The organism is Stenotrophomonas sp. GW821-FHT09E08 (assembly GCF_059416125.1).
The window spans coordinates 134348-156419 of record NZ_JBWKOO010000007.1 but is presented as its reverse complement, the minus strand read 5'-3'; the positions used below and the strand labels follow the sequence as shown (position 1 = coordinate 156419).

21 protein-coding genes are annotated in these 22072 nt (G+C 67.1%); 11 read left to right on the top strand and 10 right to left on the bottom strand.

All coding sequences use genetic code 11. The annotated features are described in order from the left end of the window. Positions 1 to 84: 84 nt before the first annotated feature. Entirely contained in the window at positions 85 to 429 is a 345-nt protein-coding gene (locus AC07M7_RS11390; RefSeq protein ID WP_046987677.1) for a hypothetical protein, read from the bottom strand. Between the two features lie 147 nt (positions 430 to 576). On the opposite strand from AC07M7_RS11390, the gene AC07M7_RS11385 reads away from it, so the two are divergent. The 3 genes from AC07M7_RS11385 (at position 577) to ligD (ending at position 4525) form a co-directional block, all read left to right on the top strand. Then, complete coding sequence (locus AC07M7_RS11385; RefSeq protein ID WP_004132921.1) at positions 577 to 975, top strand: hypothetical protein; 399 nt, start codon at positions 577 to 579, stop codon at positions 973 to 975. A 154-nt stretch (positions 976 to 1129) separates the two neighbouring features. Next, positions 1130 to 2035 (top strand): non-homologous end joining protein Ku, encoded by a 906-nt coding sequence (gene ku / locus AC07M7_RS11380; RefSeq protein ID WP_136640057.1) that lies wholly within the window; start codon positions 1130 to 1132, stop codon positions 2033 to 2035. A 3-nt stretch (positions 2036 to 2038) separates the two neighbouring features. Then, complete coding sequence (ligD, locus tag AC07M7_RS11375; protein ID WP_495207418.1) at positions 2039 to 4525, top strand: DNA ligase D; 2487 nt, start codon at positions 2039 to 2041, stop codon at positions 4523 to 4525. Positions 4526 to 4596: 71 nt separating this feature from the next. Here the strand turns inward: ligD and AC07M7_RS11370 are convergent, their stop codons facing one another. The 4 genes from AC07M7_RS11370 to AC07M7_RS11355 form a co-directional block, all read right to left on the bottom strand. Continuing rightward, entirely contained in the window at positions 4597 to 4989 is a 393-nt protein-coding gene (locus tag AC07M7_RS11370; RefSeq protein WP_495207417.1) for a hypothetical protein, read from the bottom strand. A 127-nt stretch (positions 4990 to 5116) separates the two neighbouring features. Then, positions 5117 to 6145, bottom strand: a complete 1029-nt coding sequence (adhP, locus tag AC07M7_RS11365; RefSeq protein WP_046985037.1) for an alcohol dehydrogenase AdhP — start codon at positions 6143 to 6145, stop codon at positions 5117 to 5119. 96 nt (positions 6146 to 6241) lie between these two features. Further along, positions 6242 to 6880 carry a bifunctional 4-hydroxy-2-oxoglutarate aldolase/2-dehydro-3-deoxy-phosphogluconate aldolase gene (eda, locus tag AC07M7_RS11360; protein ID WP_046985036.1) on the bottom strand — a complete coding sequence of 213 codons (639 nt, stop codon included), beginning with the start codon at positions 6878 to 6880 and terminating at the stop codon, positions 6242 to 6244. Positions 6881 to 6996: 116 nt separating this feature from the next. Then, on the bottom strand, positions 6997 to 7587 hold the full coding sequence (locus AC07M7_RS11355; RefSeq protein ID WP_046985035.1) for a cysteine dioxygenase family protein: 591 nt from the start codon (positions 7585 to 7587) through the stop codon (positions 6997 to 6999). A gap of 239 nt (positions 7588 to 7826) precedes the next feature. Between AC07M7_RS11355 and AC07M7_RS11350 the strand changes: the two genes are divergently transcribed. After that, on the top strand, positions 7827 to 8882 hold the full coding sequence (locus tag AC07M7_RS11350) for a LacI family DNA-binding transcriptional regulator (RefSeq protein ID WP_430766746.1): 1056 nt from the start codon (positions 7827 to 7829) through the stop codon (positions 8880 to 8882). 52 nt (positions 8883 to 8934) lie between these two features. Here the strand turns inward: AC07M7_RS11350 and phhA are convergent, their stop codons facing one another. Further along, a complete protein-coding gene (gene phhA, locus AC07M7_RS11345) occupies positions 8935 to 9828 on the bottom strand; it encodes a phenylalanine 4-monooxygenase (RefSeq protein ID WP_046985033.1) in 894 nt (297 codons plus the stop codon). A 125-nt stretch (positions 9829 to 9953) separates the two neighbouring features. On the opposite strand from phhA, the gene AC07M7_RS11340 reads away from it, so the two are divergent. Further along, the gene (locus AC07M7_RS11340; RefSeq protein WP_046985032.1) at positions 9954 to 10439 is read left to right on the top strand and encodes an Lrp/AsnC family transcriptional regulator; all 486 of its coding nucleotides are present in this window, start codon (positions 9954 to 9956) and stop codon (positions 10437 to 10439) included. Between the two features lie 39 nt (positions 10440 to 10478). Here AC07M7_RS11340 and AC07M7_RS11335 read toward each other — a convergent pair whose 3' ends face one another. Next, a complete protein-coding gene (locus AC07M7_RS11335) occupies positions 10479 to 11471 on the bottom strand; it encodes a patatin-like phospholipase family protein (RefSeq protein ID WP_495207416.1) in 993 nt (330 codons plus the stop codon). A 177-nt stretch (positions 11472 to 11648) separates the two neighbouring features. Beyond that, positions 11649 to 12665: a TIGR00266 family protein gene (locus AC07M7_RS11330; RefSeq protein WP_495207415.1), complete on the bottom strand. Its 1017-nt coding sequence runs from the start codon at positions 12663 to 12665 to the stop codon at positions 11649 to 11651. A 159-nt stretch (positions 12666 to 12824) separates the two neighbouring features. Here AC07M7_RS11330 and AC07M7_RS11325 point away from each other — a divergent pair, with 159 nt between their 5' ends. Further along, positions 12825 to 15095, top strand: coding sequence for a TonB-dependent receptor (locus AC07M7_RS11325; RefSeq protein WP_046985030.1), 2271 nt, complete (start codon positions 12825 to 12827; stop codon positions 15093 to 15095). A gap of 108 nt (positions 15096 to 15203) precedes the next feature. Here the strand turns inward: AC07M7_RS11325 and AC07M7_RS11320 are convergent, their stop codons facing one another. Next, positions 15204 to 16043: an acid phosphatase gene (locus AC07M7_RS11320; protein WP_100442918.1), complete on the bottom strand. Its 840-nt coding sequence runs from the start codon at positions 16041 to 16043 to the stop codon at positions 15204 to 15206. A 260-nt stretch (positions 16044 to 16303) separates the two neighbouring features. Between AC07M7_RS11320 and AC07M7_RS11315 the strand changes: the two genes are divergently transcribed. Both AC07M7_RS11315 and AC07M7_RS11310 read left to right on the top strand, forming a co-directional pair. Then, the gene (locus AC07M7_RS11315) at positions 16304 to 17182 is read left to right on the top strand and encodes a hypothetical protein (RefSeq protein WP_253077926.1); all 879 of its coding nucleotides are present in this window, start codon (positions 16304 to 16306) and stop codon (positions 17180 to 17182) included. A gap of 11 nt (positions 17183 to 17193) precedes the next feature. Next, a complete protein-coding gene (locus AC07M7_RS11310) occupies positions 17194 to 18396 on the top strand; it encodes a DUF4785 domain-containing protein (protein WP_495207414.1) in 1203 nt (400 codons plus the stop codon). Positions 18397 to 18537: 141 nt separating this feature from the next. Here the strand turns inward: AC07M7_RS11310 and AC07M7_RS11305 are convergent, their stop codons facing one another. Then, a complete protein-coding gene (locus tag AC07M7_RS11305; protein ID WP_046984689.1) occupies positions 18538 to 19323 on the bottom strand; it encodes an ABC transporter ATP-binding protein in 786 nt (261 codons plus the stop codon). 187 nt (positions 19324 to 19510) lie between these two features. On the opposite strand from AC07M7_RS11305, the gene AC07M7_RS11300 reads away from it, so the two are divergent. From AC07M7_RS11300 to mutM, 3 genes are all read left to right on the top strand, one after another. Further along, positions 19511 to 20713: a DesA family fatty acid desaturase gene (locus AC07M7_RS11300; RefSeq protein WP_253077928.1), complete on the top strand. Its 1203-nt coding sequence runs from the start codon at positions 19511 to 19513 to the stop codon at positions 20711 to 20713. Continuing rightward, positions 20710 to 21042: an EF-hand domain-containing protein gene (locus AC07M7_RS11295; RefSeq protein WP_253077929.1), complete on the top strand. Its 333-nt coding sequence runs from the start codon at positions 20710 to 20712 to the stop codon at positions 21040 to 21042. The genes AC07M7_RS11300 and AC07M7_RS11295 overlap by 4 nt, the downstream gene beginning before the upstream one ends. A 124-nt stretch (positions 21043 to 21166) precedes the next feature. Beyond that, on the top strand, positions 21167 to 21979 hold the full coding sequence (gene mutM, locus AC07M7_RS11290; protein WP_046984692.1) for a bifunctional DNA-formamidopyrimidine glycosylase/DNA-(apurinic or apyrimidinic site) lyase: 813 nt from the start codon (positions 21167 to 21169) through the stop codon (positions 21977 to 21979). Positions 21980 to 22072: the final 93 nt, after the last annotated feature.

Genomic DNA, 22072 nt, shown 5'->3' with positions numbered 1-22072 from the left:
GCCCTTCCAACGGTAGCGCCGGGCCATGCCCGGTGGGTCCAGCGCTGCGCCGAGCGCTCGCCGGGCATGGCCCGGCGCTACCCTTTAGTCGGGGGCCTTGGCCGGTACGAACGGCGAGGTCGGGTCGCTGGCCGGGAAGGTCTCCTCCAGCGCCTCGTCCTGGTTGTCGCTGGCATGCTGCTTGCGTTCGCGGCGCTTGAGCGGGCTTTCCTGGCCCCCACGATGGCGGTCGCCGCCGTCCTTGCGGTCCTGTGCGGCCTGTTCAGACTCGTGCTTCACCGGCAGATGCTCGCCACCGTGTTCGGCGTCAAAGAACGGTGCGCCGGTGCCGCGGTAGTCGGCGTTGTCGGCATCGCGCTTACCGCGCTGCTCGCCGGGAATGGGTGGGTGGTTTTCCCGCAGCGGGTCACGGGAGGTCTCTCGGCTCATGATCTGGCTACCTGCGCTCGGGGGCTCCCACTACACCCCTCACAAGGTAAAGCCGCCGCGAACCTGGCGTCATGAACATCTCGCTCACCCCCCGGTAACGGGATCGCGCGTATTCCTGCCCACCCGCCCCCGCTGCAGGAGCCGGCCATGCCCCGTCTTGAACGACCCGCACCGTCCGTGTTCAACGCCCTGCTCGATCCGCTCGGCCAGCGTACAGCTCAGCGCCGCACGCGTCGCCATGAGGACCCGCAGGCGGTGGCGCAGGACTACCTGCAGTACATGCTGAGCGATTACGAAGAGCGCCGTGGCCAGAGCCATCGCAATTGGCGTGACCTCTGCCCGGTCTACGCCTTCGCGCTGACCACGCATGCCGCCGACTGGCCGCGCGGTGACGCCGCCGATACCTGCGAGGAGCTGGCCGAGCACTGGGAACAGATGCGTGGGCACTCGCGCTTGAGCTGGTCGCAGGCGCGGCCGGTGGTGGAAGATGCGTGGCGCGCACTGGACCATATCCCGGCGGCAGCGGTGAGGCCGTTGCTGCAGTAGCGCAGGGGTTCTGCGTACACGCTCAGGTGTGCTGTGGTTGCCGGCCAGCGGCCAGCACTACCGTGTTCCGTAGAACCCACGTGCACGGCACGGACACGGCTGGTTTACGCCCTCCGGCCCACTCTGGGCCCCCTGCCCCGCCAAAGGTGCACCCATGGCTCGCCCGATCTGGACCGGCACGCTGTCGTTTGGCCTGCTCAACGTGCCGGTGTCGCTGATGTCCGGCGAACGCAAGGTCGATCTGCAGTTCCGCATGCTCGACTCCCGTGACCGCAAGCCGATCCGCTTCGAGCGGGTCAACGCCGATACCGGCGAGGAGGTGCCGTGGAAGGACATCGTCAAAGCCTACGAGTACGACAAGGGCAGCTACGTCGTGCTGGAGGAAGGCGATATCCGTTCGGCAGCGCCGGAAAGCCACGAAGCGGTGGAAGTGGAATCGTTCGTGGACGCGGCGCAGATCGACCCACGCTACTACGAGAAACCGTATCTGCTGGTGCCCGGCAAGAAGGCCGAAAAGGGCTATGTGCTGCTGCGCGAAACGCTGCGCAGTACCGGCAAGGTGGGTATTGCACGGGTGGTGGTGCGCACGCGCGAGTACCTGTGCGCGGTAATGCCGCAGCAGGACGCGCTGGTGCTGATGATCCTGCGCTATCCGCAGGAGCTGGTGGATCCCGAGGACTACAAGCTGCCCACCGGAAAACTGTCCGACTATCGCATCACCAGCAAGGAAACAGCGATGGCCGAACAGCTGATCGAGTCAATGGCCGGCGACTGGGATCCTTCGCAGTATCACGATGAGTTCCGCGAGCGTCTGCAGCTGGTATTGAACAAGCGCATCAAATCCAAGGGCGGCACTACCCGGGTGGAAGACGAGCCCGCACCGCGTGAAGATGCCACCACCAATGTGGTGGATTTCATGGCGTTGCTGCAGAAGAGCCTGGACGCGAACAAGCGCACGCCGGCGAAGAAGACGGCAACGCGCAAGGCACCGGCGAAGAAGGTGGCAAAGAAGGCCACCAAAAAGGCCGCAAAGAAGACCACGCGGCGCAAGGCAGGTTGAACCATGTCGCTGCACCAGTACCGGCGCAAGCGCAGACTGGGTGGTGGCGCCGGACAGACGCCGGAGCCTGACGACACGCCCGCACGCGGTGATCCGAAGCGGCGGCCGACCTTCGTCATCCAGCTGCATCATGCAAGCTCGCGTCACTATGACTTCCGCCTGGAAATGGACGGTGTACTGAAGAGCTGGGCCGTGCCGAAGGGGCCTTCGCTGCGCGTCGGTGAGAAGCGGCTGGCCGTGGAAGTGGAAGATCACCCGTTGTCCTACGCCGGCTTCGAGGGAAACATTCCTGAAGGCCACTATGGTGCTGGCCACGTGGATGTCTTCGATCACGGCACCTGGGCCTGTGAAGGTGATCCACTGCAGGCGCTGGCGGCTGGAAAGATCGACTTCGTGCTGCACGGGCAACGCCTGGCCGGTGGCTGGAAGCTTGTGCGTACGGCAATGAAAGGGCGTCAGGTGCAGTGGCTGCTGATCAAGCGCGGTGACGAGGAAGCGCGCGATGCCGAAGCGGATGACCTGCTGACGGCACCGATGCCGAAACGAGCGCCTGCGGCGAAGAAGCGTTCCGCAGAGAAGGCGACGCGTGCTGCACCTGCCGCACGCACGACCACACGCAAGGCTGATGCGCGCTGGCATGCGCGCGCGCTGAAACTGGACGGTGCACGCGATACGCCCTATCCACGCGCGTTCAAACCGCAGTTGACCGATCATCGCGACAGCGCGCCGGACGGCGCGCGCTGGCTGCACGAGATCAAGTGGGATGGTTATCGTCTGCTGGCCGATCTGCACGATGGTGAGGTGAAGCTCCGCTCCCGCAACGGCCTGGACTGGACGGCGGATTTTCCCGAGGTCGTGCAGGCCGTGCAGGCGCTGCCGCTGCGCGATGCGCGCCTGGATGGCGAGCTGGTGGTGTTGGACAAGGAAGGACGCAGTGACTTTGCGGCATTGCAGCGGGTGATCGACGGTAGTTCGAAACAACCGCTGCGCTACATCGTGTTCGATCTTCCGGGTGTGGCCGGTGCGGATATCAGCCGTTCGTCCTTGCTCGAACGCAAGGCATTGCTGAAGGATCTGATCGGGCCAGCGCCCGGCACCCTGGCCTTCAGCGAGCACGTGATCGACCACGGACCGCAGGTATTCGATGCCAGCGGCGAGGCCGGCTTCGAGGGCATCGTCAGCAAGCAGGTGGATGCTCCCTACGTGAACACCCGCGCGCGCAGCTGGGTCAAAGTGAAGCACGAAGACACCGACGAGTTCGTGATTGTCGGCCACACGGCACCCAAGGGTTCCCGGGTGGGATTTGGTTCGCTGCTTCTGGCCACGCCGGACAAGGCTGGCCTGCGCTATGTGGGCCGCGTTGGCACCGGCTTCGACGACGATAGCCTGCGCGCGCTGCTCAAGGCGCTGCAGCCGTTGGCAGTGAATGCACCCGTGCTGCAGCTGCCAGCGCATGTGCCGTTCCGTGCCGCCAGCGTGCGCTGGGTGAAACCGGTGACGGTGGCGGAGGTGGCATTCCGTGGCTGGGGCAAGGAAGGCCTGCTGCGCCAGGCCAGTTTCAAGCGGCTGCGCAGCGACAAGCAGAAGGAGGATCTGGGTGTGAGCACAGCCGATATCGAAGCCGGAGGCGAGGTCCAGATCACTCATCCAGAGCGGGTGGTGTTTCCAAAGGAGAAGCTGAGCAAGGGCGACGTGGCCGACTACTACCAGCGCATGACGCGTTGGATCCTGCCCGAACTTGCCGGACGTCCGCTGTCACTGCTCCGGTGCCCGGACGGCGTGGGCAAGGCCTGCTTCTTCCAGAAGCACCACGGTCCCGGCCTGGGCGATGCCGTGCACGCGGTTCCGCTGCAACAGAAGAGCGGCCGCGAGGATTATGTCTATATCGACGATGCACGGGGCCTGTTGCAGCTGGTGCAGATGAACACCCTGGAGCTGCATCCGTGGGGCGCGACCGTGATCGATCCAGAGCATCCGGATCGCCTGGTGTTCGATCTCGATCCCGGCGAAGGCGTCAGCTGGGCACAGGTGAAAGCCGGTGCACGCGATGTGCGTGACCGCCTGCAGCAGGTGGGCCTGAAGAGCTTCGTACGCCTGTCCGGTGGCAAGGGCGTGCACGTGGTGGTGCCGCTGCAGCCCAAGGCAGGCTGGGACGAGGCGAAGGCGTTCTGCGAGGCGTTCGCGCAGGCAATGGCGCTGGAGCAGCCTGATCGCTACGTGGCGACGATGAGCAAGGCCAAGCGCAATGGCGTCATCTTCATCGACTGGTTGCGCAATACGCGGGGGGCCACCAGCGTCTGTTCGTGGTCGCTGCGCGCGCGCGATGGTGCGGGCGTGGCGGTGCCGCTGCGCTGGGAAGAGCTGGCCCGGGTGAGCGCGGCTGACGCGTTTCCGATGGCCAAGGCGCTGGCGCGTGCCAAGCGGCTGAAGGGTGACCCATGGCAGGGCATTGAACGGTTGAAGCAGACGCTGCCGTCGCTGAAGCGGTAGTGCCGGCCGCTGGCCGGCAACTGTAGGATGGCCGAGGTTGCCGGCCAGCGGCCGGCACTACCTGGATGCGCTCAGCGCGGATCGCGCGACGCGCGGCGACCGAACCACCAGCCGGCCAACAGCTGCAGCGGCAGTGACGCCAGCAGCGAAATGATGAACCAGAGTGGGAAATCCGCGCCGGCGGTCCACATCGCGTAACCGCATCCGAGTGCGATCAGCGACCAGATCGAGAAGCCATGCGAACGCGGCCAGCATGGCGCGTAGTAGGTGGCGAAGGAAATGCCGGCAACGCCACCGAGCACGCTGAAGGCCAGGTCCCATCCCAGCTGCACGCTGTTGCTGTCCGGTGACAGGCCCAACAATGGGGGCAGCCAGCTGGCGACGCTGCTGACCAGCGCAAGCGACAGCACGCCGCCGATCAGGGCGACGAGGGACAGGAACAGAGTCTTGAGCAGGCCGGGCATGCGCGCATTGTACGGCTGCGCGAAGTGCCTGGGGATGCCGGCCAGCGGCCGGCCCTACCGATGGATAGGCATGGCCGCCGCGTCCGTGGGAGAGGGGAACGGAGCGACGACGGCCATGCACAGGCGGTCAGGCGGCGAAGTCGAGCACCACGCGGCCTTCGATGGTGCCCGCGTGCATGCGCGCGAACACCTCGTTGATGTTTTCCAGGCGGTCGGTGCTGACCGTGGCCGCGACCTTGCCCTCGGCGGCGAACTGCAGCGATTCCTGCAGGTCCAGCCGGGTGCCGACGATCGAGCCACGCACGGTAATGCCGTTGAGCACCATGCCGAAAATGTCCAGCGGGAAATTGCCGGGTGGCAGGCCATTGAGCGAGACGGTGCCGCCACGGCGGACCATGCCCAGTGCCTGCTCGAACGCCTTCGGCGAAACCGCGGTGACCAGCGCACCGTGCGCGCCGCCGATTTCCTTCTTCAGGAAGGCGGCGGGATCGGTGGTGCGCGCGTTGACAGTGATCTGCGCGCCGAGCTGCCGGGCCAACGCCAGCTTGCTGTCGTCCACATCCACCGCAGCCACGTTCAGGCCCATCGCGCGGGCGTACTGCACCGCCATGTGGCCGAGGCCACCAATGCCGGAAATCACCACCCAGTCCCCTGGCTTGGTATCGGTAACCTTCAGGCCCTTGTAGACGGTCACGCCGGCGCACAGCACCGGCGCGATCTCGACGAAGCCCACTTCCTTCGGAAGCAGGCCGACATAGTTGGCATCGGCCAGTGCGTACTCGGCGAAGCCGCCGTTGACCGAGTAGCCGGTATTGCGCTGCGTTTCGCACAGCGTCTCCCAGCCACCCAGGCAGTGCTCGCAATGGCCACACGCCGAGTACAACCAGGGGATGCCGACCCTGTCGCCTTCCTTGACGTGCCCTACCCCGCCTCCCACGGCCACGATGTGCCCCACGCCCTCGTGACCGGGGATGAACGGCGGGTTCGGTTTCACCGGCCAGTCGCCCTCGGCGGCGTGCAGGTCGGTGTGGCAGACGCCACAGGCCTCGATCTTGACCAGTACCTCGCCCGCCCCCGGGCGTGGTACCGAGACTTCCTCGATCACCAGTGGCTTGCCGAACTCGCGCACGACAGCGGCCTTCATGGTCGAATTCATGTTCGGATCTCCGTAGTGCGCTTGCCCACAGAATGACGCCGGCACGAGGCCGGCGCTTTGATCACGATCAAACCTTTGAAGATTCCTGCAGCAGGTTCAGCCGGCCAGTACCGAAGCCTCGCGGGCCAGACGCTCGATCGCATCCCAGTCGCGGGTCTGCAGCAGTGCCGGGGTGGTCAGCCACGAACCGCCCACGCACAGCACGTTGGGCAGGTGCAGGAACTGCGGCGCGGTCTGCGCGCTGATGCCGCCGGTCGGGCAGAAGCGCACATCGGCGAACGGGCCATGCCAGGCGGCCAGCAGTGCGGCGCCACCGGCCTGCACTGCCGGGAAGAACTTGAAGGTGTCCTGGCCGTGCTCCAGGCCCAGGATCAGGTCCGAGGCAGTGGCGGCACCGGGCAGGTACGGCAGGTCGGCATCGCGCGCGGCGGCATACAGCGCCGGCGTGGCACCGGGGGAAACGGCAAAACGCGCACCGGCCTGCTTTGCCGCCTGCATCTGTGCGGCGTTGAGCACGGTGCCGGCGCCGATCACGGCATCGGGCACGGCCTCGACCATGGCCTTGATTGCATCCAGTGCCTGCGGCGTGCGCAGCGTCACTTCGATCACCGGCAGGCCACCGCGGAACAGTGCCTGGGCCACTTCGACCGCTTCATTAACATCTTCGGGGGTGTACACCGGAATCACCGGTGCCAGCTTCAACAGCGCGCGCAGGCGCGGATCAGCGCTGGACATGGTCTTGCTCCTTGCCCGACGGGGCATCGCGGATCGCCGCCGGGTCCGGCAGCGCAGCGGCGCATGATGCCACGTGGCTCACGAGGGTGCTGGTGGTGCCCCGCCCTGCCCCCCGCTCAGGCCGGGTCGGCCTGCAGTGCCTGGATGCGACGCTGGTACCAGTCACCACCGAGCGGATCGAACACCGCGGCCCGCTCCATCGGTGCCTCATACACATGCACCGAGATTGCCAGGGCCGCGTCGCTGGCATTGCGCAGGGTGTGGTACTCATGCGGTGGAATCAGGCTGCCAGCACTGCCGCAGCCCCCGCGCAGCGCGGCATGGCGACGGAAGCGGCAGCGCTCGCCGTTGCGCTCCAGCAGTTCATAGCGGGTGATCTCCAGTTCGCCCAACCACACTCCCTCCACACACCACATGGCATCGTGGTCGTGCAGCGGCGTGCCCTGCCCTGGGCCCCAGCTCATGGCAATCACGCTGTAGCCGTGTTCGCGGCTGTGGTAGAGCGGGCGTCGCGCGTAATGATCACCGACCGGACGATGCACGCACTCGGGAAGTTCGATGCGGCTGTCTGCGATGGCGTCCTGCAGTGCCAACTGCAGATCGGCGGTGATGCGCCCGGCATCACCGGAGGTCATCGCCGCGTCGACGGCGGCGATCAACCGATCGCGGCCACGGAACGCCGGAAACGGAGAAGTCTGCAGGTCCATGCCCCGACTGTAGCGGAGCCTGGTTAAGGGAATGTTGGCGTTCGCGCGCGTCGCGCCCGCATTCATGGTGAACACGCGCGGAAGAACGGTTCAGATGCACATCAAGTAGAGCGATCACAATGGAACCTCGCGGAGCAGAAGCGGTCGAACACGACGCGATCCATCTTCGCTGCGACATTCCGCAACTTCGCGCCCCAACGGCGCAAGGCTAGAATTCTCCGACTTACCTGGTTCTATACATGTCAGTGCGAATTATTAGCGATGCCGCGTTGCCGGCATCGAAGGGCAAGGCTGCCACGATCAACGACATCGCACGACTGTCGGGAGTTTCCAAGAAAACGGTTTCAAGAATCATCAACAACTCGCCGCTGGTGCGCAAAGACACCCGCGACAAGGTCGAGGCGTTGATGCGCGAGGTCGGTTACGTGCCCGACCCCTTGGCGCGCGGACTCGCGTTCCGCCGCTCCTTCCTGATCGGCCTGGTGTATGACGACCCGGGCGCCCAATGCATCGTCGACCTGCAGCAGGGCGCACTGGAAGCGCTGCGCGGCACCGGCTATGAGCTGGTGGTGCACCCCTGCGACAGCCAGTCCGCGGACTGCGCGCAGGGTGTGCGGCGCTTCGTGCAGCAGCAGAAACTGCATGGCGTGATCCTTGGCCCGCGCGCCTCCGAGTCGGTGGCGCTGACTGGAATGCTCGACGAGATCGAATGCCGCTACATCCGCATCAACGCGCATGCCTCTGACGACGAAGCACAGGCGGTGGTCACCCACGATCGCGACGGTGCAGCCGCTGCGGCGGGCTACCTGCTCTCGCTCGGCCACCGCGACATTGCGGTGATTACCGGTCCGGGCGACCGCCGTACCGCACGCGAGCGTACCCATGGTTTCCTCGATCGGCTGGCTCAGGTGGGGCTGACCCTGCCGGGTGAGCGTGTGCTGGAAGCAGGCGATACGTTCGAGTCCGGCGTGCATGCCGCCGAGCGCCTGCTGATGGGCGAAGGACGGCCCAGTGCGATCTTCGCCGGCAACGATGAAATGGCGGCCGGCGTGTACCAGGTGGCGTTGCGTGCGGGCATCGCGGTGCCGCAGCAGTTGTCGATCGTCAGCTACGACGACAGCCCGCTGGCGTCGCGGTTGTGGCCGCCGCTGACCTCGGTGCGCCGCCACGTCTCCGACATCGGCCGCATGGCCGCTGCGATGCTGGTGCAGACCGACGTGCCGGATGCGCCGACTGCGGCCAGTGTGCATCCACAGCTGATGGTGCGCGGTTCCTGCCGGGCGGTGGACGGCTGACTGCCCTGCCCTCGCCTGCACCGCAGCAGCAGTGCAGGCAGGTTGCGCGTGCTTACACGTCGCCGCCGTCGGCCCAGCCTTCGCCGCTGCCCTTCTGGAACACGCGGTCATCGTCCTGCACGTCACCCGCCGGCAGATGCGACTGATCGGCCAGCGCGGCGTAGATCGGGGTGAAGTCCGGTGACGTTGCCTGCATCAGCTGTTCGAAGCTGTCGATGACGAAGTAGGTCTTCTGGAAGGTGTCGATGCGGTACTTCGTGCGCATGATCCGCTGCAGGTCGAAACCGATGCGGTTGGGCGCGGCCGATTCCAGCGAGTACAGCGATTCGCCCTTCGACGACACGATGCCGGCGCCGTAGATGCGCAGGCCTTCGGGCGTATCGATCAGGCCGAACTCCACCGTGTACCAGTACAGGCGGGTCAGGTTCTGCAGCGCGTCCGGACCGATCGCGTGGGCTTTGACGCCGCCACGGCCATACGCCTCCATGTAGTCGGCGAATACCGGATTCATCAGCAGCGGCACATGGCCGAACAGATCGTGGAACAGGTCCGGCTCGGCGATGTAGTCGATCTGTTCCGGGCGACGGATCCACCAGGTCACCGGAAAACGACGGTTGGCCAGGTGGTCGAAGAAATCCAGCTCCGGCAGCAGGCCTTCGACACCGACCAGGGTCCAGCCGGTGGCGGCGCCGAGCACTTCGTTGAGCTGGTCGAAACGCGGAATCATGTGCGCGCTCATGCCCATCTCGTCCTGCGCATCCAGGAATTCCTGGCAGGCGCGGCCGACCAGCAGCTCGCGCTGGCGCTGGTACAGCGTGCTCCAGGTGGCGTGGTCGTCGGCGCTGTAGGTGTCCCACGGCTGCTCGACGAGCGCGGTGGTATACACCGGCACGTAGCCCTTGTCGGTCTGCTGGTGTTCGACGCGGCGGGGCTGGGCGAGGTCCATGGGGCACTCCGGGATGAGATACCCACGATGCTAGGGCAGGGCGCGCGCAACAGGGTTGCAAAAGTTGCGTCGATTGGCCTTGTTGGCGCAATATCCTTGCGTACTCACCATGTTGCGGGGCAACAATGGCCGGAGAAGTCCAGTTCGATCGCACGGATATACGTCTGCTGGCTGAAATCCAGCGGGATGGGCGCGCCACCAACGCCGAGCTGGCAACGCGGGTGAATCTCTCGCCCTCGGCCTGCCTGCGGCGCCTGCAGCGGCTGGAAAGCGAGGGCGTCATCGTCGGCTATGGCGCGCGGCTGGAACCACGGCAGCTGCGCCTGGGCCTGCAGGCCTTCGTGCGCGTGCAGCTGGAAAAGCACGACCAGGCCGCGATCGGGCACTTCGTCGACAGCGTGCAGGCCTGGGATGAAGTGGTGGCCTGCCATGCGCTGACCGGCGACATGGACTACCTGCTGCACGTCTACGTGCGCGACCTGGAGCACTTCTCGCGCTTCCTGCTGGACCGCCTGCTCAATGCCGGTGGCGTGGCCGATGCCAACTCCAGCTTCGTGCTGCGCACGGTGAAGGGCTTCCAGGCACTGCCGCTCTCGCAGCTGGAGCCCTGAGCGACCACCGGGCGAACCCGGTGGCCAGGCATCACGCCGTCAGCATTTGTCCTTGCGGCCCATCAGCTTGCCCAGGCGCGAGGCTTCCTCGCACTTCGCCGCGGCCACCGGCGCCGGTGCCGCCGCGGCGGCGCGTGCGCGCTGCAGCTGCTGGATCTTGGCGCGGATCTGCGGCATCGCCGCCATTGCGGCCTTTTCGCCTTCCAGGATGGCGGTGCCGCGCTGGCTGAAATCGGCAGCGCCGATGTCCAGCACCTTCGGGCGGATGACGATGTCGGCGCGCGCCAGTTCCTGCTCGCCCAGGCGTTGGCCCATGATCGAGATGGACTGGTTGACGATGCCCAGCATATCGTTCGGCGCTTTGCCGCTTGCCTTGCTGGAGATGTCCACGGCGATCACGAAGTCGGCGCCGAGCTGGCGCGCGGCATCCACCGGCACCGGGCTGACCACGCCGCCGTCGATGTAGTTGCGACCGCCGATCTTCACTGGCTCGAACACGCCGGGAATGCTGCTCGACGCGCGCACGGCCTGGCCGACATTGCCGCGCACGAAGATCGCGCGTTCGCCGGTTTCCAGCTGGGTGGCGACCGCGGCGAACGGTTTCTTCAGGCGCTCGGCAGGACGGTTGGCGACCTGCTCGTTGACGTAGTCCTGCAGCTTCTGGCCCTGCACCAGGCCGCCGGAGAACAGGCGCACGTCGCGGATGCTGGCTTCGTCCAGCGCGACCGCCTTGCTCTGCATCTGGAACGCGTCCATGCCGCTGGCATACAGCGCGCCAACGACGCTGCCGGCGCTGGTGCCGGACACCACGGCCGGCTCGAAGCCGTTGGCCTCCAGCATCTTGATCACGCCGATGTGGGCGAAGCCCTTGGCTGCGCCACCGCCGAGGGCGATACCGATCTTCACCGGCTTGGCCTGCGGCACCACGGTCGGCGCCGGCGGCGGCGTGGGGCGGACCGGGTCGCCACCGCAGGCGGCCAGCAGGCCGATCAGGGCGACGGACAGCAGCATGCGGGGGCGGAACAGGCTCATCGGCAGTGCGCTCGTGGCGCCGGATTCAGGAAAGGGCGCCAGCATACCGAAGCCGTGGTGGGCCGGGCAGGGTGGGGAGTCTCGCCCATTCAGGAAAGGGGGCCGGTAGGTCCCGACCTGGTCGGCACGCGCAGATTCCAGTGCCGACCAAGGTCGGCACCCACCGAGATCCTGTGGTCAGAACCGGTTGTCGCCGTCCAGCATCCGGCCCAGGCCGCCCAGCACCGAACCCTCGCCGCGGTTCTGGCCACCGCCCTGCGGTGCGGCCATCCACATGCGGCCGGCCAGGCGCGAGAACGGCAGCGACTGCAGCCAGACCTTTCCGGGACCGGTCAGCGTGGCCAGGAACACGCCTTCGCCACCGAACAGCATGCTCTTGATGCCGGCGACCCGGCGCACATCCATGTCCACGGTCGGGTGGTAGGCCACCACGCAGCCGGTATCCACATCCAGCCGCTCGCCGGCCGCCAGCTCGCGCTCCACCACGCAGCCACCGGCGTGGATGAACACCCAGCCGTCGCCCTCCAGCTTCTGCATGATGAAACCTTCGCCGCCGAACAGGCCGGTCATGATCTTGCGCTGGAACTGCACGCCGATCTGCACACCGCGCGCGCCGGCCAGGAAGCTGTCCTTCTGGCAGATCAGGCGGCCGCCATGCTGGTCCAGCTTCATTGCCAGCACGGTGCCGGGGTAGGGCGCGGCGAAGGCGACCTTGCCCTTGCCGTGGCCGCTCTGGGTGTAGACGGTGGCGAACAGGCTCTCGCCGGTCAGCACGCGCTTGCCGGCGGCCATCACCTTGCCCATCAAACCGCCGCCCTGGTCGCCGGTGGCGGCACCGAACACCGTGTCCATCTGCACCGATGCGTCCTTGAACATCAGTGCGCCGGCTTCGGCAATGGCGCTCTCGCCGGGATCAAGCTCGATTTCGACGAACTGCATTTCATGGCCGACGATGCGGAATTCGATGTCGTCGGCACGGCCGCTGGCGGCGGCGGGGACTGGCGGTGGGGTGTTGGGCATGCCCGGGGCCGCGGACTGCAGCTCGGCCACATCGGCAATAGGGGTCCATCCGCTCATGCCCTGGCACCAGGCCAGAGCGCGCGGGTTGGCCTGCGCATATCGGCGCGCGGCCTCGTCATCAAGCGGGCCGATACGCTCGGCCTGGGCGGAGGCATGGAAGTACCACTGGGTCATCGCGGTGGCTCCGCAGGGTTGGAAAACCCCGAGTCTAGCGAGCGACCCGGCCGCCGGGCGACGCGGCCATGAACGGCCGGCATTTGCGGGGCAGGTGCTGTATTGCAACAATTATCTGGTAGCGCCGTTTTACCACCCCTCCAAACACAGCCTACCGCCATGTCTCCGACCCGCACTTCCCGTGGCCGCCTTCCGGTCGCGCGCCCCCTCGTTGCTGCTCTTTCCGCCCTGCTGCCGCTGGTAGCAGCCGCCCAGGAAACCCCCGCCGCCAAGGATCCGGTTGCCCTCGATGCCCTGCAGGTGACCGCGCAGCGCCGTGTCGAGAACGCCAAGGACGTGCCGGTTGCGATCAGCGCGATCCAGGGCGAGAAGCTCGATGTGCTGGGTTCGGCGGGTGATGACATCCGCTTCCTGGCCGCACGCGTGCCCAGCCTCAACATCGAGTCCTCCTACGGCCGTGCCTTCCCGCGCTTCTACATCCGCGGCCTCGGCAACACCGACTTCGACCTCAACGCGTCGCAGCCGGTGTCGCTGGTGTACGACGACGTGGTGCAGGAAAGCCCGCTGCTGAAGGGCTTCCCGCTGTTCGACCTGGCCAACGTGGAAGTGCTGCGCGGCCCGCAGGGCACGCTGTTCGGCCGCAACACCCCGGCCGGCGTGGTCAAGTTCGATTCGGCGCGCCCGTCGCAGGATGCCGACGGCTACGTGCGCGTGGGCTATGGCAGCTACAACAGCTGGAATGTGCAGGGTGCCTACGGCGGCCCGCTGACCGATCGCTGGTCGGCGCGCGTGTCGGCCATCTACCAGCGCCGTGACGACTGGGTCGACAACACCCGTGCCGGTGCGCCCAACAGCGGTTTCGAAGGCTATGACGAAGCTGCCGGCCGCGTGCAGTTCCTGTACGAAGGCGACGACTTCGAAGCACTGTTCAACCTGCACAAGCGCAAGCTCAACGGCACCGCTCGCCTGTTCCGCGCCAACATCATCGAAAAGGGTGGCAATTCACTGGTCGAGAACTTCGACCGCGACAAGGTCGCCAACGACGGCGTCAACTTCTCCGACCTGAAGACCTGGGGCGGCAGCGCACGCCTGCAGTGGAACCTCGGCTCGGTGACCCTGCATTCGATCACCGGCTACGAGACCGCCGAATCGCTCAACCGCGGTGATATCGACGGTGGCTACGGCGCTGCGTTCCTGGGCGCGGGCAACTCCGGCCCGGGCCTCATCCCGTTCTCGTCCGAGTCGGCCGACGGCCTGCCGCACCACCGCCAGTGGACCCAGGAATTCCGCGTCGAATCCAACGAGTGGGGTCGCTTCGACTGGCAGGCCGGTGTCTTCTACTTCGATGAAGACGTGACCATCAACAACTTCAACTACGACTCGCTGACCCCGGGCAACCCGCAGACCGGCCACGTGGTGCAGAACCAGCGCAACAAGGCGTGGGCGGTGTTCGCCTCGGGTGACTTCGATGTCACCGACCGCTTCAAGCTGCGTGCCGGCGTGCGCTATACGCAGGACAAGAAGGACTTCAGCGCCAGCGTGCTGCAGGCCGTGCCGTTCGGTACCCCGGTCAGTGGCCCGTATCTGGCCAACACCGACGTCAACGACGTCAGCTGGGATGTCAGCGGCGTGTACAAGCTGACCGACAACGTGAATGCCTACGCCCGCGTGGCCAAGGGCTTCCGTGCGCCGTCGATCCAGGGCCGCCTGGCCTTCGCGCCGGGCCTGTCTCAGGCCGATTCGGAGAAGGTGATCTCGTACGAAGCCGGCATCAAGGCCGACCTGTTCGAGCGTCGCGCGCGCCTGGGCTTGAGCGTGTTCCGCTACAACGTCGATGGCCAGCAGCTGATCGCGGTGGGCGGCACCAACAACACCGCCACCCTGCTCAACGCCGACAAGACCATCGGCCAGGGCGTGGAGCTGGACCTGGAAGCCTACCTGGCTGACAACGTCCTGTTGACCTTCGGCAGCAGCTACAACGACACCGAGATCAAGGACAAGGATCTGGCGGTGGCGATCTGCGGCGGTGGCTGCACCATCAACGATCCGACCACCGTCATCAACGGTGGCACCTATGCGCTGGTCAACGGCAACCCGCTGCCGCAGGCGCCGAAGTGGATCCACAACGCGACCCTGCGCGTCGGCTTCCCGCTCAGCGATGGCAGCGAGCTGTATGCCTACACCGACTGGGCCTACCGCAGCGCGGTGAACTTCTTCATCTACGAGTCGCCGGAATTCCGCGGCCGTAGTTCGCTGGAAGGTGGCCTGCGCCTGGGTTACAACTGGGATTACGGCCAGTACGACGTGGCGGTGTTCGGCCGCAACCTGACCAACCAGACCCGCGTGGTCGGCGCGATCGACTTCAACAACCTGACCGGCTTCCTCAACGAGCCGCGTACCTGGGGCGTGGAGTTCACCGCGAAGTTCTGATGCGGTCGATCGTGATGCAATGAAGAAGGGCCGGCGCAATGCCGGCCCTTCTGCTGTATGGGGTCAGAGCCCTTTCCTGCGGAAAGGGATCCGACCCCGGATCGCCGCTTACAGCGCGCTCTGCGGGCGCACCTTCAGCACCGCATTCTCGGTAGCGCAGTCGCGGCTGGAGTGCAGGCCGGCCTTGCGCGCGGCAGCGATCTCCTTGCGTGCGGCCAGCAGATCCTTGTTGAACGCGGCGTTGTCGTGCAGGCGGGCCACGGCGGCGGCGCCCATGAAACGGCCTTCGAGGATGTCGCTCTGCCAGTGCACGTTGCACACCAGGCGGCTCTCGCCGTAGTTGCGGCCACGCGCCTGGATGGCATCGGCGCGGTCCGGTGCGATCTCCGACAGGATCAGTGCCCAGGCCCAGCCGATCGAGGTGTGGCCGGACGGGTAGGAGCCGTTCTTGCGCAGGCCTTCCTCGTCCTTCGGCGAGCAGGTCGGCTCACCGTTGACCATGAACGGGCGGGGGCGCTGGTAGTGGTTCTTGGCCGCCTTGGTGGCGGCGCTGGCGTCGATCCGGCTGCGCTCGAGCAGGCGGTACAGCGCCGGGGTCTTCACTGCATCGACGTCGATGTCGGCGGCGCAGGAGAAGTGGTTGGCGCCTTCGGGGAAGCCGAGTTCGGCATCGACGCCGGCCTGGGCGAAGCGCGGGCTGCCACGCAGCGCGCGGGCTTCACGGCTGACCTGTTCGTCCAGCGCGAGGGCGGCCGAACCGGCCACCGGCGGGGCCGGCACCAGGTCGAGGCTGGCCGGAACCGCACTCTTGTCCAGATAGCCCACCGCCTTGGTGGTGATGTTGGCTTCGACGGCGGTCGGCTTGGCGGCGGTGGCGGCACAACCAGCCAGGGCCACGGCAACGGCGAGGCCGAGCAGGGGGCGGGCGGGGTGGGAAATCAGCGACATGGACGGGCTCCGGAGGAAAAACATCGCTTCATGATCGCAGCCCGTATGCGACACCGCAGTGGCCATCGGTCATACGGCCAGACCCGGCATGGTCATCGCAGCAGTATGAAAAACGTCATCGAGTGTCGTCAGTCTCCTGAATCCGGGCGGAGCGCACGGACTTTCACGCGGCCGCGCCGTGAGCATCGGCACAACGGTGATCGAGACGCCGTCCAGTTCCAGCCGGGTCGGGGGGATCCGCTGACAGAGGGAGAGAAGCGATGCGCAGCACCGCAACAGGAAGTACCGTCCTGGCCCTGCTCCTCGGGCTGGCAACCGCCCAAGCGCAAGCCGCCGACGTGGTCGGCGTGGCCTTCGTGCATGGCACCGGCGCGCAGACCAATGCCACCCAGGACTACTGGCAGCCGGCGATCATCGACACCGTGCGCCAGGGCCTGCCGAACAGCAGCAACTATGTGGTCATCAACTGCGACTTCACCCAGTACATGTGGAAGCCGGAAGCCGCCGGCTGCCTGGCCAACCAGCTGACCGGCTTCATCGACAGCCGCGGCATCACCCAGCTGGTGGTGATCACCCACTCCAATGGCGGCAACGTGATGCGCTGGATCCTGTCCAATCCGACCTACGACAGCCGCTATCCGAAGATCATCCGCACGGTGCGCAAGGTCAACGCGCTGGCGCCGTCTTCTGCCGGCACACCGCTGGCCGATGCGGTGCTCAACGGCAATACCTTCGAAACCTCGCTGGGCTGGTTGCTGGGTTACAAGAACGACGCGGTGCGCCAGCAACAGGTGGCAAGCATGGCCACCTACAACGCGCAGAACCTCTACGGCACCGCCGGTCGCCCTGCGTTGCCCAAGCCGTTCCGTGCGGTGGTCGGCAGCGACGTGGAGTCGGCCGTGTGGGACAGCAACAGTTACTGCGGTGGCTATGCCGCCAACGTCGGCCTGGAATTCACCCAGAACTGGTTGTCGTCCTGCTCCGATGGCTTCCTGGAGTGCAGCAGCCAGAAGGCTGCCGGCACCACCTGGTTCACCGACAAGGCGCGTACCCAGGGTGCAGAACCGCTCAGCCATAACCAGAGCCGCCGCGAGTGCTTCGGCCTCGGCACCCTTCTGCGCAACGACCTGACCCAGTGAGGGAAACGACCATGACGATCCATTCCACCTTGCTGGCCAGCGCCGTGCTGGCAGTGCTGTCCCTGTCCACAGCGCAGGCCGCACAGCCGCTGCAGGCCGTCCGCGCAGGCGATCAGGTGCCCGCCGCCCTGGTGGCCGCGCCGCTGCCCACCGATGAAAGCGAACACGCGCTGCTGGCTTTTGCCTGGGCCTTGGACCCGGCGCAACCGCTGCAGCCGACCACGCCGTATGCCTCGGTCAGTCGCAGCTACTGGCAGCAGGTCGATGGCACGCAGTTGCAACGCGGCCTGGACCTGCCGCTGACGGCGCCGGATGCGGTGATCCAGCTGAGCCCGGCCGACGGTGCCCGCGCACTGCCGGCCAACTCCCTGCAGGTGCGCGACCCGGCCGGACGCAGCAGCGTGGCGCGCAGTGTCGATGCGCGCGCGCTGCAGGATGCCGGCATGCCGGTGAGCGATGGCAGCAGCATGCTGCGTACCGGCGCGACCAGTGCAGTCGGTGCGTATACGCTGCAGAGCGCGCAGGCGCAGGGTCGCTATGTGGTGCAGGTACTGGAACCGAACAGCCCGCTGCGGCTGGAGGTGCAGGCCAACCAGGCGCAGGTGCTGGCCGGCGGCAGCGTGCAGCTGCAGGCACGCCTGCTGGAAGACGGTACCTCCGCCGCAGCGTTGGCGGCGCGTCGCGGCAGCCTGGGCGGTGAAGCGTTGCTGGTCGCACCGGATGGCCGCAGCTGGCCGCAACGGCTGCTGCGCACCACCAATGGTGCGCTGCGCGCGCAGGTAAGGATCCCGGCCGATGTCGGAACCGTTCAGGGGCTGTGGGAACTGCAGGTGTTCGCGCAGGCCGACGGTGTGCTGCGCGATGGCAAGGTCGCCTTCGCGGTGGCACGGCCGACTGCCCGCTTCAGTGGACAGGCCGCACCGGACCCGGACACCCGCCAGGTGGCACTGCCCCTGCAGGTGGCTGCGGCCGGTCGCTACGAAGCGCGCGGCACGCTGTACGCCACTGCCCGCGATGGCCAATTGAAGCCGGTTGCACAGGCGCACGCGGCGGCGTGGTTCGATGGCCCGGGCGCAGGCCAGCTGGTGCTGCCGTTCGACCAGGCTGCGTTGCCGGCTGGCTTCGGCGCACCGTACGAGCTGCGCGACCTGCAACTGCAGGACCAGAGCCGGATGGCACCGATTGAATCGCGCGCACTGGCGTTGCGGTTCTGAGGTTGCGTGCAGCGGGCCGGGTTCCGGCCCGCTGCAATGCTCCTTGTAGAGCCGAGCCATGCTCGGCTGCTTCTGCTCGCGGCGAACGGCAGTCGAGCATGGCTGGACGCTACAGACGGCTACGGAAAGCGATGCGTCTGTCTACCCCGCGTAGGCGGTCAGCCGGCCTTCCTGCTCGACCACCGTGATCGCGCCGCCGAAGACCGCCGACAGCGGCTCGTTGCGCAGCAGCTCTGCGCGGGTGCCGTCGGCCAGTACGCGGCCGTCGCGCAGCAGCACCACCCGCTCGATCTCGGGAATGATCTCTTCGATGTGGTGGGTCACCAGCACCAGGGTGATGCCCTGCTGGGCCAGCACTCGCATGGTCGCCACCAGCTGCTCGCGGGCGACCAGGTCCAGGCCGGTGGAGGGCTCGTCCAGCAGCAGCGCCTGTGGCCGGTTGACCAGCGCCCGTGCGATCAGCACGCGGCGGGTTTCGCCGGCGGACAGCTCGGCATACGCGCGCCCGCGCAGGGACAGGGCGCCGGTCATCGCCAGTGTCTCGCCAACTCGTTCTTGCATGTCGGCGGTCACTTCGCGGAAGGCCGGCACCACGTAGCTGGCGAAGAAGCCGGACAGCACCGCCTGCTCCACCGTCAGCCCGGGCATGTCGGCCAGGTTGCTGCTGAGGTCGCCAGTGACGATGCCCAGCTGTGAGCGCAGCCGGTCGACCTGCCAGCGGTTCTGCCCCAGCACCTTCACCGCCACCGTGCCGTCGGCCTGCGCCAGCGGGTACAGCTCGCGGGTGATCAGCTTGATGAAGGTCGACTTGCCGCAGCCGTTGGGGCCGAGCAGGGCGGTGTGCTGGCCCTGCGCGATGCGCAGGCTGAGTCCGTGCAGCACCTTCACCTGGCCGCGCACCACGGTGGCGCGGTCCAGTTCGATCAACGGCGGCAGTTCCCCGGCGGACGGGGCAACGGAAACGGCGCAGGCGCGCGGATCAAGGCTCGACAACTCAGGTCCCCAACTGTGAACGGTGCCTCGGATGGCGATGCGAAGCACCGCCGCGGGGATGCAGTTTGCAACGCAAGCGCCCATGATGTCTGCCATCCCCGCGTCGATCCGGAGAGCCGTCATGCCTGATGTCCTGATGTCCCTGTTGACCGGTGGTGTGCTCGGCCTGGGCTGGTGGGCCATGCTGGTCGTGCTGCTGGTCTTCACCCAGATCACCATCTTCTCGGTGACCCTGTACCTGCATCGCAGCCAGGCGCACCGGGGCGTGGACTTCCATCCGGTGGTGGCGCACTTCTTCCGCTTCTGGACCTGGCTGACCACCTCGATGATCACCAAGGAGTGGGTGGCGATCCATCGCAAGCACCACGCCAAGGTGGAGACCGAGGACGACCCGCACAGCCCGGTCACCCGCGGCATCGGCAAGGTGTTCTGGCACGGCGTGGAGCTGTACCGGGAAGCGCGCGGCCAGCGCGCGGACATCGAGCAGTACGGCCGCGGCACTCCGGATGATGCGATCGAGCGCCGCCTGTATACCCCGCATGCCACGCTGGGGCCGGTGCTGCTGTTCGCGATCAATACCGTGTTGTTCGGCCTGCCCGGCGTGGCCCTGTGGGCGATCCAGATGGCGTGGATCCCGTTCTGGGCGGCCGGCGTGGTCAACGGCCTGGGCCACTGGTGGGGCTACCGCAACTACGAATCGGCCGATACCTCCACCAACCTTACGCCGTGGGGCGTCTGGATTGGTGGCGAGGAGCTGCACAACAATCACCATGCCTTCCCCAGCTCGGCGCGCTTCGCGATGCGGCGCTGGGAATTCGACATCGGCTGGGGCGCGATCCGCGTGCTGCAGGCGCTGCGCCTTGCCAAGGTGCTGCGGGTGGCGCCGGCCATGGACGTGCGCCCGAACATCGCCGTGCCCGATGCCGAAACACTGAAGGCGCTGCTGTCGCACCGCTTCCAGGCGATGACCGACTACCAGCGCAACGTGTTCATGCCGGCCCTGCGCGAGGAGGCCGCACAGGCCGGGGCCAAGCTGCGCCGCCTGCTGCCGCGCCGGCTGCGCCGTGGCCTGGTCAACGATGGCCGCTGGCTGAAGCCGGATGGTCGCGCCCAGCTCAGCGAATGGGTGTCGCAACGGCCGCGGATCCGCACCCTGGTTGAATACCGCGGGCGCCTGGCCGCATTGCTGGAAGCCCGCGGCCACGATGCGGCCGAGCGCCTGCACCAGCTGCAGGCCTGGTGCCGCGAGGCCGAGGAAAGTGGCATTGCCGCGCTCCAGGCCTACGCCGCGCGCTTGAAGGGCTACAGCCTGGTGGGCGCGTGAGGGCAGGGTACGGGGTTCTGCTTGCGGTGCTGCTGCCGGGCGTGGCGCTGGCCCAGGTCACCGACACCACCAGCTATCTCCAGCGGATGGACAGCGATGGCGACGGCCGGGTGAGTGAATCCGAGTACGTGCAGTGGATGCTGTATGCCTTCGACCGCATGGACCGCAATGGCGATGGCGTGCTGAGCGCCGATGAGCTGCCAGGCGGCAAGGGCCGGGCGATCAGCCGCGAGCAGCAGCGGCAGGTGATCGTGCAGCGCTTCCACAAGCAGGATGCCAACGGTGATGGATTCCTGGATGCGCGAGAGCTGGCGGCACCGCCGCGTTGAGCACGCCTGGCAGCGCCGGGCCATGCCCGGCGAGCGCGCCGCGCGGACGGGACACCCCGCCGGGCATGGCCCGGCGCTACCGGTCGGTGACGGATAGCATGAGGGGCGGGCGTAGAATCGCCCCATGCCTGAACTGCCCGAAGTAGAAACCACCCGCCGCGGCCTGGCGCCGCACCTGCAGGGCCGCCGCGTGCACGGCGTGATCCTTCGCCGCGCCGACCTGCGCTGGCCGATTCCGCCGGAAGTAGCCGAGCTGCTGCCAGGGCAGCGCATCGAGGACATCCGTCGGCGCGCCAAGTACCTGCTGCTGGATACCGCCATCGGCAGCGCGGTGCTGCACCTGGGCATGTCCGGCAGCCTGCGCGTGCTGCCTGGCGATACCCCGCTGCGTGCCCACGACCACGTCGACATCAGCCTGGACAACGGTCGCCTGCTGCGCTTCAACGACCCGCGCCGCTTCGGCAGCCTGCTCTGGCAACCCGCCGGCGAGGTCCACCCGCTGCTGCAGGGGCTGGGTCCGGAGCCGCTGGATGATGCCTTTGACGGCAGCTATCTGTTTGCCCGCAGCCGTGGACGCAGCGCGCCGGTGAAGACCTTCCTGATGGACCAGGCGGTGGTAGTGGGGGTGGGCAACATCTACGCCGCCGAGAGCCTGTTCAAGGCCGGCATCAGCCCGCTGCGCGAGGCCGGGAAGATCTCGCGCGAGCGCTACCAACGGCTGGCCGACGCGGTGAAGGAGATCCTGGGCTACGCCATTACCCGTGGCGGCACCACGCTGCGTGATTTCATCAGTCCCGATGGTGCGCCGGGCTACTTCGAGCAGGAACTGCTGGTGTACGGCCGCGACGGCCTGCCCTGCCCGAACTGTGGCCGCACGCTGAAGCACGCCACCATTGGCCAGCGCGCCAGCGTCTGGTGCAGCCACTGCCAGCGCTGAGGCGCGCGGCCAGCGGCAGCTGAACGGGCAGGGCGCGTCTCCGCTGCCCGTTAACGTTTGTCTGCCTATGATGGCCGACCTTCCCTCTGTGCC